Origin of the sequence: Streptomyces sp. TLI_146 (genome assembly GCF_002846415.1) — a bacterium.
Lineage (GTDB): Bacteria > Actinomycetota > Actinomycetes > Streptomycetales > Streptomycetaceae > Streptomyces.
This window is the reverse complement of sequence record NZ_PJMX01000001.1, coordinates 2,781,821-2,798,481: the sequence shown is the minus strand read 5'-3', so window position 1 is coordinate 2,798,481 and position 16,661 is coordinate 2,781,821. Positions and strand designations below refer to the sequence as shown.

12 protein-coding genes are annotated in these 16,661 nt (G+C 74.1%); 7 read left to right on the top strand and 5 right to left on the bottom strand.

Going from position 1 to position 16,661, the window contains the following annotated elements; all coding sequences use genetic code 11:
• Positions 1-94 precede the first annotated feature (94 nt).
• From BX283_RS12810 to BX283_RS12795, 4 genes are all read right to left on the bottom strand, one after another.
• On the bottom strand, positions 95-2,362 hold the full coding sequence (locus BX283_RS12810) for a PQQ-binding-like beta-propeller repeat protein (RefSeq protein ID WP_101387745.1): 2,268 nt from the start codon (positions 2,360-2,362) through the stop codon (positions 95-97).
• 447 nt (positions 2,363-2,809) lie between these two features.
• Entirely contained in the window at positions 2,810-4,027 is a 1,218-nt protein-coding gene (locus tag BX283_RS12805) for a beta-ketoacyl synthase (RefSeq protein WP_101387744.1), read from the bottom strand.
• A gap of 206 nt (positions 4,028-4,233) precedes the next feature.
• Positions 4,234-5,424 (bottom strand): TerD family protein, encoded by a 1,191-nt coding sequence (locus BX283_RS12800; protein WP_101387743.1) that lies wholly within the window; start codon positions 5,422-5,424, stop codon positions 4,234-4,236.
• Between the two features lie 90 nt (positions 5,425-5,514).
• On the bottom strand, positions 5,515-6,339 hold the full coding sequence (locus BX283_RS12795; RefSeq protein WP_101387742.1) for an NAD(P)-dependent oxidoreductase: 825 nt from the start codon (positions 6,337-6,339) through the stop codon (positions 5,515-5,517).
• A gap of 306 nt (positions 6,340-6,645) precedes the next feature.
• Between BX283_RS12795 and BX283_RS12790 the strand changes: the two genes are divergently transcribed.
• On the top strand, positions 6,646-7,596 hold the full coding sequence (locus BX283_RS12790) for a 5-dehydro-4-deoxyglucarate dehydratase (protein ID WP_257582680.1): 951 nt from the start codon (positions 6,646-6,648) through the stop codon (positions 7,594-7,596).
• A complete protein-coding gene (locus BX283_RS12785; RefSeq protein ID WP_101387740.1) occupies positions 7,593-8,732 on the top strand; it encodes a hypothetical protein in 1,140 nt (379 codons plus the stop codon). Before BX283_RS12790 ends, BX283_RS12785 begins: the two co-directional genes overlap by 4 nt.
• A gap of 313 nt (positions 8,733-9,045) precedes the next feature.
• Here BX283_RS12785 and BX283_RS12780 read toward each other — a convergent pair whose 3' ends face one another.
• Entirely contained in the window at positions 9,046-10,599 is a 1,554-nt protein-coding gene (locus BX283_RS12780) for an aldehyde dehydrogenase (NADP(+)) (RefSeq protein WP_101387739.1), read from the bottom strand.
• A 193-nt stretch (positions 10,600-10,792) separates the two neighbouring features.
• On the opposite strand from BX283_RS12780, the gene BX283_RS12775 reads away from it, so the two are divergent.
• The 5 genes from BX283_RS12775 (at position 10,793) to BX283_RS12755 (ending at position 16,386) form a co-directional block, all read left to right on the top strand.
• The gene (locus BX283_RS12775; RefSeq protein WP_101387738.1) at positions 10,793-11,563 is read left to right on the top strand and encodes an IclR family transcriptional regulator; all 771 of its coding nucleotides are present in this window, start codon (positions 10,793-10,795) and stop codon (positions 11,561-11,563) included.
• A gap of 98 nt (positions 11,564-11,661) precedes the next feature.
• Positions 11,662-12,894, top strand: coding sequence for a sensor histidine kinase (locus tag BX283_RS12770; RefSeq protein ID WP_101387737.1), 1,233 nt, complete (start codon positions 11,662-11,664; stop codon positions 12,892-12,894).
• Complete coding sequence (locus BX283_RS12765; protein WP_101387736.1) at positions 12,891-13,544, top strand: response regulator transcription factor; 654 nt, start codon at positions 12,891-12,893, stop codon at positions 13,542-13,544. The genes BX283_RS12770 and BX283_RS12765 overlap by 4 nt, the downstream gene beginning before the upstream one ends.
• A gap of 94 nt (positions 13,545-13,638) precedes the next feature.
• Positions 13,639-15,093, top strand: coding sequence for a penicillin-binding protein 2 (locus BX283_RS12760; protein WP_101387735.1), 1,455 nt, complete (start codon positions 13,639-13,641; stop codon positions 15,091-15,093).
• 72 nt (positions 15,094-15,165) lie between these two features.
• Positions 15,166-16,386 (top strand): MFS transporter, encoded by a 1,221-nt coding sequence (locus BX283_RS12755; RefSeq protein WP_101387734.1) that lies wholly within the window; start codon positions 15,166-15,168, stop codon positions 16,384-16,386.
• Positions 16,387-16,661: the final 275 nt, after the last annotated feature.

The following is a 16,661-nucleotide window of genomic DNA, read 5'->3' as shown; positions in this document are numbered from 1 at the left end:
GTCGTACGCCCGTATCGACGCCTTGCCGATACGGGCGTACCAGCCCGCCGAGTCTCCGGCACCGGGTCGTCGGCCGAGGCGAGCAGCGGGTCCGTCATACGGCGCCGTCCGGGCCGCGGAAGGTGGTGACGACCGAGCCGGCGCGCACGTGCACCAGTCCGCCCCCGGCGCACCCGAGCAGGTCGTCGTGGCCCTCGAACGGCACGGCCCACCTCAGCTTCCCCGTCGCCGGGTCCAGCGCGTGCAGCCCCCACTTCGGCCCGCCCAGCGCGAGCCGGCCGCTGCCCGGCTCCGGCCCGGTGACGTACAGCCGCCCCTCGGAGAGCAGGGGCGGCGGCGAGGCGTGGGGTGCGTCGGTCAGCCGTCGTACGTCCGTGCGCAGCCAGCGGGTCCGCCCGGTGGCCGCGTCCAGGGCGCTCACCTCCGTGTGCGAAGCGGCGTGCACCAGGCCGTCGGTGGCCGTCGGTGTCACGGAGACCGAGCCGGTGACGCCCCGGGACCACAGCGTGGTCCGGGCCGCCAGATCGACGGCGCTGACGGCCTCGCCGAGCGCGAAGTAGCCCGTGCCCGTGGCCCCGGGATGGGCGTCCGGCCGCGGTGCGCCGCCCGTGACGGTCGTCTCCGGGCGGCCGTCCCGGGCCCGCAGCACGTGGAGCGGGTCCCGCGCGCGGGCCTTGAGCTGCTCGGGCCCGTCCGACTGGGCGTGGTCGGACACGGCGACCGCGAACCGCCCGCCCGCGTACCGCACCGCCGTCACCCCGGCGGCCGTCCCCTCGTGGTACCAGAGCCCCTCGCCGGTCGCCGGGTCGTAGCCGTACGCCCGCCAGGGCCGCCCGTGCCCGGTGCGCCGCGACCACGCGGTGTCGTACGGCTCGTACGTGACGAGGCACGCCACCGCGTCGCCGAGCGCGAACATGCCCCGGGAGCCTTCCCGTTCGACGTCGTCGGGCAGGAGCGAGGTGCGCGGCCGCAGCCCTTCGAGCCGCGGGTCCCGGGTCTCCCAGCGGGTCTCGCCGGTGGCGGCGTCGAGCGCGACGAGGGCCGGGGCACCGGAGAGCTCGGCGCGTACGAGGTGGACGACGTCCTCGCCGTGCGGCACGACCTGGCTGACGCCCTTGGCCTCCCGCTGCCAGCGGACGGCGCCGGTGGCGGGGTCGAGGCGGGTGAGGGAGGCGGAGTCGTGGACGTAGAGGGCGTCGCCGTGGCGGATCAGGGCGCCGCCGTACTGGGTGGGGCCGAGTTCGCGGGTCCACAGGGCGCGGCCGCGCGGGTAGGCGGCGGGGGCGGGGCGCTCGGCGCTTTCGCTCCCGTCCTTGCCGAGGGCGACCGCCGTCGGGATTCCGGCGGCGCAGACGGCGCCGGAGGCGGACCAGAGGAGGAAGCGGCGGCGGGAGGCGCGGGCGGGGTCGGCGGGCGGCGCGGCGGCGACCGGGGCGGGCGCCGCCTCGATCAACTCTGCGGTGGCCTCCTCGTGCTGGCGTATCAGACCGGTGACCGGCTCCTGCTCCCACCAGGGCTCGGGGGCGCTGCGCCCGGCGCACCACGCCAGCACCTCGGCGACGGCGGGCCGGTCGGCGGGCTCGCGGGCCAGACACCGGCCGAGGAACTCCCGCCAGTCGTCCCCCGGTACGCCGTCGAGGTCAGGCTCCTCGTGGAGCGTGCGGTACAGGACCTGCGGGGCGCTGCCCGCGCCGAACGGGTTGCGGCCGGTGGCGCAGAGCGCGAGCAGCCCGCCGAGCGCGAAGACGTCGGCGGGGGGTCCGGGTTCGCCCTGGCGGGCGAGCTGTTCGGGGGCGATGAAGCCGGGGGAGCCGAGGATCTCGCCGGGGTGGGTGAGCGTCTGCGTATCCGCGTCTGTAACACCCGTGGCCCCCGTGGCCCCCGTGGCCCCCGTGGCCCCCGTGGTCCCCTTCGCGATCCCGAAGTCGATGACCTTCGGGCCGTCCCGGGTCACGATCACATTGGCGGGCTTGAGGTCGCGGTGGACGAGGTGCGCCGCGTGCACGGCGGCCAGCGCCTCCGCCAGCAGGGCGCCGAGCGCGGCGAGCTGGCGGGGGCCGAGGGGGCCGAGCGCGGAGACGGCCTCGGAGAGGGCGGGGCCCGCGGCGTACGCCGTGGCCAGCCACGGGGGTTCGGCGTCCGGGTCGGCCGCGAGCACGCCTGCGGTGTACGGGCCGTCCACCGCTCTGGCGGCCGCCACCTCGCGGCGGAAGCGTTCGCGGAAGCGGGGGTCGGCGGCGAGGTGCGGGTGCACGGTCTTCAGCGCGACGAGTCTGCCGGAGGCGGCTCGGGCCAGGTGTACTTGGCCCATGCCGCCGTCGCCGAGCAGCGCGACGAGGCGGTATCCGCCTATCTCGCCCACCGCACCTCCTCTGACGTCCGTCAGGATGTGCGACGCGTGGGGCCCCACTCCTGGTTGCGCCCCACCCCGCCCCTTCGCCTGAACCCTCCGGGGGTGGGTGGGGGCTGAGGTGGGTTCTCCCGGGGGGGGCTACGCCCCCGGACCCCCTTTGCGGGGCCTGCGGCCCCTGCACCCCGCTTCGGGGCTGCGCCCCAGACCCAGCCGGGGGCACGGGGTGGGTGGGTAAGCCCCTTCGTCTGCGGGCCGTGCTGGGCTGCTCGCGCCCGCGCGGCGGGGCCGCACATGTCACAGCCCCGCGCCCCTAGGCAGTTAGGGGCGCGGGGAACTGCGCGACCAGCCGCCCACGGTCCGCAGACGAAGGAAACCGGCCGCCCGCCGGAGGCCACGCGGCGGAGCCGCACATGTCACAGCCGGGAAGGGGCGGGGTGGGGAACTGACCGCGCCCAGTCAGGACCGCTTCAGGATCAGGCTCACGTTGTGGCCCCCGAAACCGAAGGAGTTGGCCAGGGCGGCATCCCACGAGCCCGTACGATTCGCCCCCGCCACCACATCGAGTCGCACCGCCGGATCCAGCCGTTCCAGATTGCGTGTGGCAGGGACCGTGCCCTCGTGGAGGGCGAGCAGGGCCGCCATCGCTCCCACCGCCCCGGACGCCCCCAGCATGTGGCCGGTCATCGACTTCGTCGCGGTGACCACCGCGTGCGTGCCGATCGCCCGCTCCACCGCGTCCGCCTCGGCCAGGTCGCCCGACGGCGTCGACGTGGCGTGCGCGTGCACCACGCCGATGTCGGCGGGGCCCAGGTCGGCGTCCCGCAGCGCCGTCTCGATCGCCCGGACCTGCCCGGCCACGTCGGACGCGGTGATGTGGTCGGCGCTGGAGGTCACGGCCGCCCCCGCCACCGCCCCGTACACCCGCGCCTGTCGCGCCCGTGCGAAGGAGGCCCGCTCCAGGACGAGTACGCCCGCGCCCTCGCCCATCACGAACCCGCTGCGGTCCGCGTCGAACGGCCGGGACACCGTCTCGGGGTCGTGCTCCTGCGGCGACAGCGCCTTCATCTGCGCGAACGCGGCGAGCGTGAACGGGTGCAGACAGGCCTCCGTGCCGCCCGCGACCACCACGTCGGCCCGGCCCGCGCGGATCAGGTCGAGCCCCATCGCGATGGCCTCGGCCCCGGACGCGCAGGCGCTCACCGGGGTGCGCGCCCCGCCCCGTGCGCCCAGGTCCATGGAGACCCAGGCCGCCGGGCCGTTGGGCATCAGCATCGGCACGGCGTACGGCGAGAGCCTGCGCGCCCCGCTCTTCTCGTACGTGTCGTCCTGGCCCAGCGTGGTCAGCACACCGCCGGTGCCGGTGCCGATCACCACCGCAAGGCGCTCGGGCTCGACCTCGGGGGTGCCCGCGTCCCGCCAGGCCTCGCGGGAGCTGATCAGCGCCAGTTGTTCACATCGGTCAAGGCGCCGCGCCTCCACCCGGTCGAGCAGCGAGACCGGGTCGACCGGCAGACCCGCCGCGACCCGGACCGGCAGGTCCGTCGCCCACTCCTCGGTGAGCAGGGACACGCCGGACTTGCCGGTGAGCAGTCCGGACCAGGTGGACGCGGTGTCGGCGCCGAGCGGGGTGATCGCGCCGAGCCCGGTCACCACTACGTCTTCATGATCGTTCATGCCCTCGACCCTGCCAGTCGCGGGCGGGTGTGGGGAGCGGCCGAACGGATCGATTTGTCCGGGAGGTGTTGTGGAGTATCGACAATTGTCGACAACCTACGCTCGGTCTCGGGCCGCGTCGTGGAAACGCGCGGGGCCCGTCATCCGCGCGCGGCGGATCACGGGCCCCGGTCGTCTCGGGCCGTCCCGGTCCTCTCCCGTACGGGTCAGAGCGCCTCGGCCGACGGCTTCACCATCCCCCGTACCGTCCGGGACTTCACGAAGTTGCCCAGCGCCGTCATCTCCCACTCGCCGGAGAACTGCTTGATCAGCTTGGCCATCATCACCCCGGTCTGCGGCTCGGCGGTGGTCAGGTCGAAGCGGACCAGCTCCTCGCCGGTCGCGCCGTCGATCAGTCGGCAGTACGCCTTGGCGACCTCGGTGAACTTCTGACCGGAGAACGAGTTCACCGTGAAGACCAGGCCCGTCGCCTCCGCCGGGATACGGCCCAGGTCGACGACGATCACCTCGTCGTCGCCCGCGCCCTCGCCCGTGAGGTTGTCGCCGGAGTGCTTGACCGCGCCGCCCAGGATCGAGAGCTTGCCGAAGTAGCAGCTGTCCAGGTGGTTGCGCTGCGGCCCGTACGCGATCACCGAGGCGTCCAGGTCGATGTCCTTGCCGCGGAACGCGGGCTCCCAGCCGAGACCCATCTTGACCTGGGAGAGCAGCGGGCGGCCGCCCTTGACCAGCGACACCGTCTGGTTCTTCTGGAGGCTGACGCGGCCCTTGTCCAGGTTGATCTTCCCGCTCGGCGCGGCCGCCGGAGCGGCCGGAGCCGGGGGAGCGGCGGGCATCGGCGGTGCGGCCACGGGGGCGGCCGGGGCCGGTGCGGCGGGGGCGGGCGCGGCGGCCGGGGGCTCCTCGACCGTGACGCCGAAGTCGGTGGCGATACCCGCCAGCCCGTTCGCGTACCCCTGGCCCACCGCGCGGGCCTTCCAGGCGCCGCCGCGCAGATAGACCTCCATGACGACCAGCGCGGTCTCGCTGCCGAGCTGCGGCGGGGTGAAGGTGGCGATCACGCTGCCGTCGTCGGCGTTGCGCAGCGTGGCGGTGGGCTCGATGCCCTGGAAGGTCTGGCCCGCGGCGTCGGGGCTGGCGGTGACCACGATCTTCTCGATGCCGGGCGGCACCGCCGAGGTGTCCACCACGATCGCGTCCGGGGCGGTGCCGCCGCCGGACCGGTAGGTGACACCGGGGCCCGAGGGCTGGTTGTAGAAGATGAAGTCGTCGTCCGAGCGCACCTTGCCGTCGGCGGTGAGCAACAGGCCCGACACGTCGAGCCGCACCGGAGCGGCGACGTCCACCGCCACGCGGGCGGTCGGGAGCGGAAGGTTCGAGCCAGGTGTCATTGCGGTCATGTCCCGGGAACGAGCGGCACGGCTTTACGGTTCCTTGAACGTCCCGCCAATTCGTGAACCGTCGCGGATACGCCCGTGCCCCTGCCGGGTTCAGTACGGCCACACCGGCGGGTCGGTCGTGAAGTGGCCGCCGAGGAAGGACTGGCCCGGGTCGTGGGGGTCGAGCTCGCCCTGCTCGGCGATCAGCTTCTCGGCGTACTGCTCGGAGTCGTCCTGGGGCTCGTACCCGAGCGCCCGCGCCGACGAGAGGTCCCACCACAGCCGGGTGTTGGCGGAGGACCCGTAGACCACGGTGTGGCCGACGCCCTCGGCGGTGAGGGCCGCGTGGAAGAGCCGGGCGCCGTCGCCGGGGCTCATCCACATCGAGAGCATCCGTACGGAGGTGGGCTCCATGAAGCAGGAGCCGATCCGTACGGAGACGCTCTCCAGGCCGTACTTGTCCCAGTAGAACTGGGCCAGGTCCTCGCCGAACGACTTGGACAGGCCGTAGAGCGTGTCGGGGCGGCGGGGCGTGTCGACCGGGATCAGGGCGTCCGGCTCCAGCGGCGGCTCGCCGGGCGGGCGCGGGGTGAAGCCGACCACGTGGTTGGAGGAGGCGAAGACCACGCGCGCGACGCCCTCCTCGCGCGCGGCCTCGTAGAGGTTGTACGTGCCCTCCACGTTGGCCCGCAGGATCTTGTCGAACGTGGACTCCAGCGAGATGCCCGCCAGATGCAGGACCGCGTCGACGCCCCGGACCGCCTCCCGCAGCGCGCCCCGGTCACCGAGGTCGGCGGTGATGGCGTCCGGCTCCCCGGGGATGGCCCGCGTGTCGAGAAGGCGCAGGTCGTAGCCGTACGCCGGGAGCAGCCCGCGCATCAGGGTGCCGACTCCGCCGGCGGCGCCGGTGAGCAGGACGGTGCGGGGAGCGGGCATGGGGTCTCCTCGGTGCGTGGGCGGCGGGCGGTTGGACGGGGGCGGTGTGTCGATCGACCAGAGGGAACACCCTCCTGGACGTAATTCATATCCGTGGAAACGCTAGGAGCGCCCTCCGGCCCCGTCAAGTGTGGCGCGGAGCGCCTTCCGACGTCATGGCGGCGGCGATGTCACCCGCGGGCAAAACACCCGCGCGCCGGGGTTGCGCGTCTTGACCGTCGTCAGGGCGCTGCCATAGCGTGATGGCGTTCAGAAATATAAACACCGATCAGAATTGTGCACGACGACCTTGCCCTGGGAGCGCCTGTGACGCCCGAGAACCCATCCCCGCTCGCCGCCCGCCTGGACGGTCTCCTCTTCTTCCCGGTCACCCCGTTCGGGCCGGACGGCGGCCTCGACCTCGATGCCTTCCGCGCGCACGTGCGGAGCGGCATCGACGCGGGCGCGGGCGCGGTGTTCGCCTGCTGCGGTACGGGAGAGTTCCACGCGCTCACCCCGGAGGAGTTCCACGCGTGCGTGGCCGCCGCCGTCGAGGAGGCCGCGGGCCGGGTGCCGGTGGTGGCCGGAGCGGGATACGGGACGGCCCTCGCGATCCGGTACGCGGGGATCGCCGAGGACGCGGGCGCCGACGGGCTGCTCGCCCTGCCGCCGTACCTCGTCGTCGCCGACCAGGAGGGGCTGCTGCGCCACTACACCGCCCTCGCCGCCGCCACCTCCCTCGACGTCATCGTCTACCAGCGCGACAACGCGGTCCTCACCCCCGCGACGGTCGTCGAACTCGCCCGGACCGACGGCATCATCGGCCTCAAGGACGGCGTCGGGGACCTCGACCTGATGCAGCGGATCGTCAGCACGGTCCGCCGGGAGGTGCCCGGCCACGCGTTCCTCTACTTCAACGGCCTGCCCACGGCCGAGCTCACCGGCCTCGCCTACCGGGGCATCGGCGTCACGCTCTACTCGTCGGCGGTCTTCTGCTTCGCCCCCGACATCGCGCTCGCCTTCCACCGGGCGCTCGGCACCGGCGACGAGGCCACCGTAGACCGCCTTCTGGACGGCTTCTACGTGCCGCTCGTCGAACTGCGCAACCAGGGCCGCGGATACGCCGTCTCGCTGGTCAAGGCGGGCGTACGGCTGGCGGGCCTGGAGGTCGGCGAGGTGCGGCCGCCGCTGGGCGAGCCGGACGCGGCCCACGTCAAGCAGCTGGCCGCGCTGATCGAGCGGGGGCGCGCGCTGCTGGCCGACGGGGCGGGCGCGTGAAGGCGTCGGCGTTCCTCTACCCCTGGGACGTCATCGGCGACCCGGACGCGCCCGCGCGGATCGCCGCACTCGGGGTCGGGCAGGTGACGCTCGCCGCCGCCTACCACTCGACGCGGGCCCTCACCCCGCACCACCCGCGCCACCGGATCGTCACGGCCGAGCACGCGGCGGTCCTGTACCCCGTCGACGAACGGCGCTGGTCCGGCCGTGCGCTGCGGCCCTGCGCCGCCGGGTCGTGGGCGCCCGGGGACGCGTACGGCGAGGCCGCCGAGGCGCTCGCGGCGGTCGGCCTCGCCGTCCACTCCTGGGTCGTCCTCGCCCACAACTCCCGCCTGGGCGCGGAGCATCCGGGGACCTCGGTGGTCAACGCGTACGGCGACCGCTATCCCTGGGCGCCGTGCATAGCGCGGCCGGAGGTCCGCGCGTACCTGGTCGCCCTGGCGGCGGAGGCGGCGGTACGGCCCGGGGCGCGCGGGACGGAGCTGGAGTCCTGCGGCTGGTACGGCCTGGCGCACCTGCACGCCCACGACAAGATCGCGGGGGTGGCGCTGGACGACACGGCCCAGTATCTGATGTCGCTGTGCTTCTGCGACGGGTGCCGACGGGGGTACGCGGAGTGGGGGCTGGACGCGGAGCGGCTGGCGGGGTCGGTGCGGGAGTCGCTGGAGCCGGTCTGGCGCGGGGCGCCGTCCCCGGCGGCGGTTCCGCTGCTTGAGGCGACGGTCGGATACCGGGCCGCGGTGGCGCGCGCGCTTCAGGAGGAGGTGGTCGGCGCGGTGCGGGCCGCGGCCGGTCCGGGGTTCCAGGTGCTGTTGCACGCGGATCCCGGGGTGCATCGGTGCGGGGCGAACGCCGGGGTGGATCCGGCGGGGGTGTTCGGGTTCGCGGACGGGGTGGTCGTCCCGTGCCCGGCCGGGCGCCCGGACCTGCTGCGGCCGTTCGCGGCGCACGCGGGCGCCGGGTCCGTGGTCGCGGCGAACCTGACGGTGGTGGCGGGGATGGGCGGCAGGCCGGGGTCGCTGAAGGAGGACGCGGCTCTGGCCGAGGCCGCGGGGGCGACGGAGTTGCGGCTGTACCACGCGGGGTTGGCGTCGGGGGAGGACGGGGCGGCTGTGCGCCGCGCTCTGGTGCGGTGAGTCGCCCCCACCCCGCCCCTTCCCGAAAGCCCTGAGCGGGCGGCCGGGGGTGGGCCGGGCTGCTGGGGGCTTCGCCCCCAGACCCTCCTGAGTTCGTCTGCGGACCGTGCTGGGTTGCTCGCGCAGTTCCCCGCGCCCCTGAGAATGCCGCTGCGCGGCAGTCCCCGGGGCGCCCCGGAGGGGTGTTTTCAGGGGCGCGGGGAACCGCGCGACCAGTTGGGGGCGGCCCGCGGACGAACGCGAAGCGGGGCGCAGGGGCCGCAGGCCCCGCAAGCTGTCGGCCCGCCTCAGCCCCCACCCACCCCCGGAGGGTTTAGGGAAGGGGCGGGGCGGGGAATTCCCACCGGCCGTCCACCCGGCGGGGTACCGCCACCGCACCCCCCTCCCGCAACTCCTCCGGAAGCAATGCCTCCGGCGTGTTCTGGTACGTCACCGGGCGCAGCCACCGCTCGATCGCCGTCGCCCCCACCGACGTGGACGTGGACGTCGTGGCCGGGTACGGGCCCCCGTGGTGCTGCGCCGGCGCCACCGCCACCCCCGTAGGCCACCCGTCCACCAGGACGCGCCCCGCGAGCGCCGTCAGCTCCGCGAGCAGCAGCCCCGCCGCCCCGCCGTCGGAACCCGCCGCCTCCCCCGCCGAAAGCTGAAGCGTCGCCGTCAGGTTCCCCGGCAACCGCGAGAGCACCGCTCCGATCTCGGACGGGTGCTCATACCGCGCCACCACCGTCACCGGCCCGAAGCACTCCTCCAGCAGCAGATCGTGCGGCCCCGAGGAGGCCAGCGCCGAAGCCTCCACCGTCAGGAACCCCGCGCTCACCGTGTGCTCCCCGCCGGAACCGGGCGTCACCGGCGCCTCCACCCCGTCGAGCGCGGCCCGCTCGGCCACCCCCGCCACGAACGCGTCCCGCATCCGGTGGTCGAGCATCACCCCCGCCTCCGAGTCGCTCACCACCGCCGTCAGCGCCTTCACCAGCGCGTCCCCACCCGCGCCCGCCGGGACCAGCGCGAAGCCCGGCTTGGTGCAGAACTGGCCGACGCCCAGCGTCATCGACGCCCCTAGCCCCGCCCCGATCTCCTCGCCGCGCTCCTCGGCCGCCGCCCGCGTGACCACGACCGGGTTGAGGGACCCCAGCTCGCCGTGGAAGGGGATCGGCACCGGCCGGGCCGCCGCCGCGTCGAAGAGGGCGCGCCCGCCCCGTACCGAACCGGTGAAGCCGGCCGCCGAGACCAGCGGGTGGCGCACCAGCGCGACGCCCGCGTCGAAGCCGTGGACCAGCGTCACCACGTCCTGCGGCAGCCCGACCCGTACCGCCGCCCGCCGCAGCAGCGAGGCGCACAGCTCGGAGGTGGCCGGGTGGGCCGGGTGCGCCTTGACCACGACCGGGCACCCGGCCGCCAGCGCGCTCGCCGTGTCCCCGCCGGGGACGGAGAAGGCGAGCGGGAAGTTGGACGCCGAGTACACCGCGACCACCCCCAGCGGCACCTTCATCCGCCGCAGGTCCGGCCACGGCGGGGTGCGGTCCGGGTCCGCGTGGTCGATGCGCACGTCCAGGAACGCGCCCTCGTCCACCACGTCCGCGAACGCCCGCAACTGGGCGGTGGTCCGGGCGAGTTCACCGGTGAGCCGGACCGGCCCGAGGGCCGTCTCGGCGTCGGCGGCCTCCACCACGTGCTCCGCGGCCCCGTCGAGCAGTTCGGCGGCGGTCCGCAGCAGCGCGGCCCGTACCCCCCGGTCGGCGAGCGCGCCGCGCGCCGCCCAGGCGGCCCTTACCGCCTCGTCGACCTCGCGCTCCGTCGCCTCCGAAGCGACTTCCTCGCGCGGCTTCCCGGTACGGGGGTCGACACTCCAGACTGGTGCTGTGCTCACCGCGATGTCCTTCCGGCTTCCGGTCCTGCCCGTCGCCCGGGTACGGGACCATGCTGGTCATCCTTGCCCGTCCTGCTCCGCCACCAGGGTTTGTTCGGTATTCTGAACAGCGTTCCTGTTGGTGAATATGCTGGACTCTATTGACGGGCGTTCTGCGTTGGCAAGACGCGCAGACAAGAAGGGGCGAGGTCGAATGTCGGCTGCCGAGACAGGTGGGGCCCAGGTCAAGTCCGCCGTGCGTACGGTGGAGTTGTTGGAGTACTTCGCGGGGCGCCCCGGAATGCACTCCCTCGCGGCGGTCCAGGAGGCGGTCGGCTACCCGAAGTCCAGCCTCTACATGCTGCTGCGCACCCTGGTGGAGCTCGGCTGGGTGGAGACCGACGCCACCGGCACGCGGTACGGGATCGGGGTGCGGGCCCTGCTGGTCGGCACCTCGTACATCGACGGCGACGAGGTCGTCGCGGCCGCCCGGCCCACCCTGGACCGGCTCTCCGACGACACCACGGAGACCATCCACCTCGCCCGCCTCGACGGCACCAACGTGGTCTACCTGGCCACCCGCCAGTCCCAGCACTATCTGCGCCCCTTCACCCGCGTCGGCCGCCGGCTGCCCGCGCACTCGACCTCGCTGGGCAAGGCGCTGCTCGCCACCCACAGCGACGAGCAGGTGCGCAAGCTGCTGCCGGAGACGCTCCAGCAGCTGACCGAGCACACCATCACCGACCGCGAGAAGCTCATCGAGGAGCTGCACCAGATCCGCGAGCAGGGGTACGCGGTGGACCGTGAGGAGAACACGCTGGGGCTGCGCTGCTTCGGCGTCGCGATCCCGTACCGGACCCCCGCGCGCGACGCGATCAGCTGCTCGGTGCCGGTCGCGCGGCTGACCCCGGCGCACGAGCAGATGGTCAAGGACGCCCTGTTCGACGCCCGCGACCGGCTGACCCTGGCCACCCGCAGGCTCTAGGCGCACGACGTCCGCCTCCGCCGCGCACGCCCGGCCCGTCGTCGTCCTCACCCTGGCGCGCCGAACTCCCGCCCGCCGTCCTGCCCTACGCTGTCCGCATGATCATCGCGACGCGGCTGCTCGGCCGGACGGCCCGGCTGCGCTGGGTCCATCTGGTGCTGGGGGGCGCGGCGTTGATGCCGTACTTCCTGCTCGGCGCGGTGATCGTCGGGGCGGTCACCGGCGGCGCGAACGTGTACGGCAGCCTCCCCCTCCAACTCGCCGCCTTCGCCTGCGCCTTGCCGATCGCCGCCGTCTCCGCGCTGTTCCCGATCGCCCGCCCGCTGTCGGTGGCGGCGGCCCGGGCGCTGTGCGGCGTCGACCCGGCCGCGCTCGCGGACGGCCCGGCCGGATCCCGGGCGGCCCGGGTGCGCACCGCCGGGTGGTTCACGCTCCACATCGGCCTCGGCGGGGTCATCAGCGGTATGACGCTCGCGCTGCCGCCGTTCGCCGTGGCGCTGATCGCGCTGCCGTTCTTCGCGGCGCTGCGCGACTCCCGCCTCGGGATACCCGCCTTCGACGGCTGGACGGTGCTGCTCGCCGCGCCGGCCGGTTTCGTGAGCCTGCTGGCGCTGGTCTGCTGCGCGGCCGGCGGCGGGGCGCTGCTCGCCCGCTGGGCGCCCCGGCTGCTCGGACCGACGCCCGCGGACCGGCTGGCGGCGGCCGAGCAGCGGGCGGCGGAGCTGGCCGTGCGCAACCGGCTGGCGCGCGAGCTGCACGACTCGGTCGGCCACGCGCTGAGCGCGGTGACGCTCCAGGCGGGCGCGGCCCGCCGGGTGTTCGACCGCGACCCCGCCTTCGTACGGGAGGCGCTGGCGGCGATCGAGGAGACGACCCGGCGCACGGTCGGTGAACTCGACGCCGTGCTCGGCCTGCTGCGCCAGGGCGACGACGAGGCGGCCGGGGCCGCGGGTCCCGGGCTCACCGGCCTCGACGGGCTGCTGTCGCGTACCGGCCTGAAGGTGTCGTACACGGCGGACGGCGACCTCGCCGCCGTGCCGGAACTGGTCTCGCGCGAGGCGTACCGGATCGTGCAGGAGGGGCTGAGCAACGCCCTGCGGCACGGCGGCGCCGCGCCCGTGGCCCTGCGGATCGCCGTCGACGGCGAGGAAGTGGAGATCGTGATGGAGAACCCCCTGCCCGATACGGCTCAGGTGGTACGCCCGGGGGGCGGCCGGGGCCTGCTCGGGATCGCCGAACGGGCCGCCCTGCTCGGCGGCCGCGCGCACGCGGGCCCCGAGGACGGCCGGTGGCGGCTCACCGCCCGCTTCCCGGTCGGTGGTGCGCGATGAGCGCGATCCGGGTGGTGCTCGCGGACGACGAGCGGATGGTGCGCACCGCGCTGCGGGCCATCCTGGAGGCGGAGGCGGACCTGGAGGTCGTGGGCGAGGCCGCGACCGGCGCGCAGGCGGTGTCGGTGGTGCGCGAACTGCGCCCCGACGTGGTCCTGATGGACGTGCGGATGCCCGAGATCGACGGCATCCGCGCCACCGAGCAGATCCTGGCGACACTCCCCTCGCCGCCGCGGATCGTGGTGGTGACGACCTTCGAGAACGACTCGTACGTGTACGACGCGCTGCGCGCCGGGGCCGCCGGGTTCCTGCTGAAGCGGGCGGCGGCCGAGGAACTGGTGCAGGCCGTGCGGCTGGTGGCCCGCAGCGACTCGCTGCTCTACCCGTCGGCGGTGCGCGAGCTCGCCGCGCTGCACTCCTCGGCCCGGCCCGCGCCCCCGCCCTGGGCGGCCCGGCTCACCGAGCGCGAGGCGGACGTCCTGCGGCTGATGGCGACCGGGCTCTCCAACGCGGAGATCGCGGACCGGATGGGCGTCGGCCCCGCGACGGCGAAGACGCACGTGGCGTCGGTGCTCGCGAAGACGGGCGCGCGCGACCGCACCCAGGCGGTGATCAAGGCGTACGAGTCGGGGTTCATCACCCCGCGCTGAGACCTGAGCGCCGGAGGGGACGACAGATGAGAGCTTCCTGAGAAAACCGGCCATAAGGAACGATTCGCGCCACCCGCCTCGTCATCCCTCTGGGATGAACAAGACGATCAGGCGCGCCGCGGTCTTCTGTCTGCTCATGGTGCTCGCCCTCCTGGGCCGGGCCACCTATGTGCAGTTCTACGAAGGCCAGGCCCTCGCGGACGACAAGCTGAACCGGCGGAACACCATCGCGCAGTACGCGAACCCGCTCGGGGACATCATCGTGGCCGGCTCCCCGGTCACCGGATCACAGAGGACGGCGAGCGGTGACCTCGCGTACAAACGCACGTACAAGAACGGTGAGCTGTACGCGGCGGTGACCGGCTTCAGCTCGCAGGTGTACGGGGCGACCCAGCTGGAGGGGATCTACGGCAAGGTGCTCGACGGCACCGACACCCGGATGAAGGACCCGCTCTCGGTGCTCACCGGCGAGCGGGCCCGCGGCGGCAACGTGCTGACCACCATCGACCCGGCGGTGCAGAAGGCCGCCTACGCGGCGCTCGGGAGCAAGAAGGGCGCGGCCGTCGCCATCGACCCGAAGACCGGCCGCGTCCTCGGCATGGTCTCGACGCCGTCGTACGACCCGTCGAAGATCGCCGGTTCGACGGACGGCGACGCCTGGAAGGCGCTCTCCGAGGACCCGGACAAGCCGCTGGTCAACCGGGCGCTGCGGCAGCCGCTGCCGCCGGGTTCGACGTTCAAGCTGGTGGTGGCGGCAGCGGCGCTGGAGAACGGCCTCTACCCGTCGGTGGACACGAAAACCGACAGCCCCAACCCGTACACCCTGCCCGGCACCCGGACCGTGCTGAGCAACGAGAACCCGTCCGCCCCGTGCGAGAACGCCACCCTCCGCACGGCGCTCCAGTACTCGTGCAACAACGTCTTCGCCAAGCTGGCGGACCGGCTGGGCCAGGACAAGGTCCGGGCCATGGCGGAGAAGTTCGGCTTCAACGACGCGAAGCAGGACGTGCCGGTGCGGGCCTCGGCGAGTGTGTACCCGAAGGGCATGGACAAGGCGCAGACCGCGCTGACCGGCATCGGCCAGTTCGATGTGACGGCCACGCCGCTCCAGATGGCCATGGTGTCCGCCGCTATTGCCAACGACGGAGTCATGGCATCGCCCCATATGGTCTCCCAGATCACGGACGCGGACGGCACAACTCTCCAGTCCTACAAGGACGGCGACGGCAAGCGGATCATGTCGGCTCAGACCGCGCGCCAGCTGCGCGCCGCGATGGTGACGGTCGTCGAGGACGGCACCGGCTCCAACGCCAAGGTGAGCGGCGCCGAGGTCGGCGGCAAGACCGGCACCGCCCAGCACGGCGTGGGCAACTCCAAGACGCCGTACGCCTGGTTCACGTCGTACGCGAAGGACTCCTCCAGCGGCAAGGAGGTGGCGGTGGCCGTGCTCATCGAGGACTCGGGCGCGGCGCGCTCGGAGGTGAGCGGCAACGGCCTGGCGGCGCCGGTGGCGCAGAAGATGATGCGGGCGGCGCTGGGCTCCCGATAGGGCATCGGCGGGCCCGGGAATAAGGCGGTCGCCCGATTCCCGAGGACGGCCTCACGGGCCAGATTTACCCCCGTGACCAGCACAGACGAGAAGACCCCGAGGGCCGCGGGCCTGATCCGGGTACTGACGGACCGCAACGCGGGGCTGTATCTGACCGGGGTGGTGGTGTCCGGGTTCGGGTCGTCGGCGATGTGGCTGACGGCCGGGATCTGGGCCAAGTCGCTGACCGGCTCGGACACCTTGGCGGCGCTCACCGTCTTCGCCATGTGGGCACCGACGCTGGTGGGGCCCCTCCTGGGAACGGTGGCGGACCGGGTGCGCCGCCGCCCGCTGCTCGTCCGGATCAACCTCGCGATGGCGGCCCTGCTGATGGCTCTGCTCGCGGTGGACTCGGCGGGCCGGATCTGGATCCTGTTCACGGTGCTCGTGGTGTACGGCGTGAACGGCGTCGTCCAGGACGCGGCCGAGGCGGCGCTGGTGGCCAAGGCCGTGGACCGGGACCTGCTCGCCGACTTCAACGGGCTGCGGATGACGGCCAACGAGGGCATGAAACTGGTGGCTCCGCTGGTGGGGGCGGGGCTGTACACGCGGTTCGGCGGGGCGGCGGTGGCGGTCCTGGACGCGGTGACGTTTCTGCTGGCGGCGGGGATCTTCGCGCTGATACGGGTACGGGAGGCGCGGCCGGTGCCGGGCGGCCGCTGGGCGGCCGACACGGCGGAGGGGGCGCGTACGGTGTGGCGCTCCCCGGTGCTGCGGCCGCTGGTCCTCGCGGGCGGGGTGACGATGCTGTGCGCGGGGCTGAACGGGGCGGCGCTCTACGCGGTGGTGGACGAGCGGCTCGGCCACTCGGCGGCGTATGTGGGTGTCCTGTACACGGCGCAGGGGGTGGGGTCGGTGGCGGCCGGGCTGCTGTCGGGCCCGCTGCTGCGCCGCCTGCCGGGTCACCGCTTCGCCGCCCTCGGCATCGCGGTGTTCGCCCTGTCCGTGTGCGGGCGGGTCCTGCCGTACGACGCGGTGGCACTGGCGTGCAGCGCGGGGATCGGGTTCGGGTTGCCGTGCGTGCTGGTGGCGGCGATGACGGGGGTGCAGCGTTCGGTGCCGGATGCGGTGCTGGGGCGGACGGCGTCCACGGCGTCGACGCTGCTGTTCGTGCCGAACGCGGTGGGGTTGGGTTTGGGGGCGGGTCTGGTGGGGGTGGTGGGGGTGGGGGTGCTGCTGCCGGTGGTGGGGGTGACGGCAGCGCTGGCCGCGCTAACGCTACGGGGGCCCCACCCCGCGCCGGTTGGGGACTGAGGCGACTCTGCCGGGGGCTACGCCCCCGGACCCCGTTCGTCTGCGGGCCGGTGGCGGGCCGGCCGCGCAGTTCCCCGCGCCCCTACATGCGCCCCTTCGGGGCGATCCTGCGGCGACCCCGGCGACCCCGACCCCCCAGGGGCGCGGGGAACTGCGCGAGCAACCCACCGCAACCCGCAGACAAACACCGGGCCAAAAGAGGGGCGCGGGGAACTGCGCGAGCAACCCACCACAACCCGCAGACAAACACCGGGCCAAAAGAGGGGCGCGGGGAA

Coding starts and splice junctions, on each gene's coding strand:
- BX283_RS12805 (WP_101387744.1), bottom strand. CDS start 4,027: ATGAACGATCATGAAGACGTAGTGGTGACCGGGCTCGGCGCGATCACC.
- BX283_RS12800 (WP_101387743.1), bottom strand. CDS start 5,424: ATGACCGCAATGACACCTGGCTCGAACCTTCCGCTCCCGACCGCCCGC.
- BX283_RS12795 (WP_101387742.1), bottom strand. CDS start 6,339: ATGCCCGCTCCCCGCACCGTCCTGCTCACCGGCGCCGCCGGCGGAGTC.
- BX283_RS12775 (WP_101387738.1), top strand. CDS start 10,793: ATGTCGGCTGCCGAGACAGGTGGGGCCCAGGTCAAGTCCGCCGTGCGT.
- BX283_RS12770 (WP_101387737.1), top strand. CDS start 11,662: ATGATCATCGCGACGCGGCTGCTCGGCCGGACGGCCCGGCTGCGCTGG.
- BX283_RS12765 (WP_101387736.1), top strand. CDS start 12,891: ATGAGCGCGATCCGGGTGGTGCTCGCGGACGACGAGCGGATGGTGCGC.
- BX283_RS12760 (WP_101387735.1), top strand. CDS start 13,639: ATGAACAAGACGATCAGGCGCGCCGCGGTCTTCTGTCTGCTCATGGTG.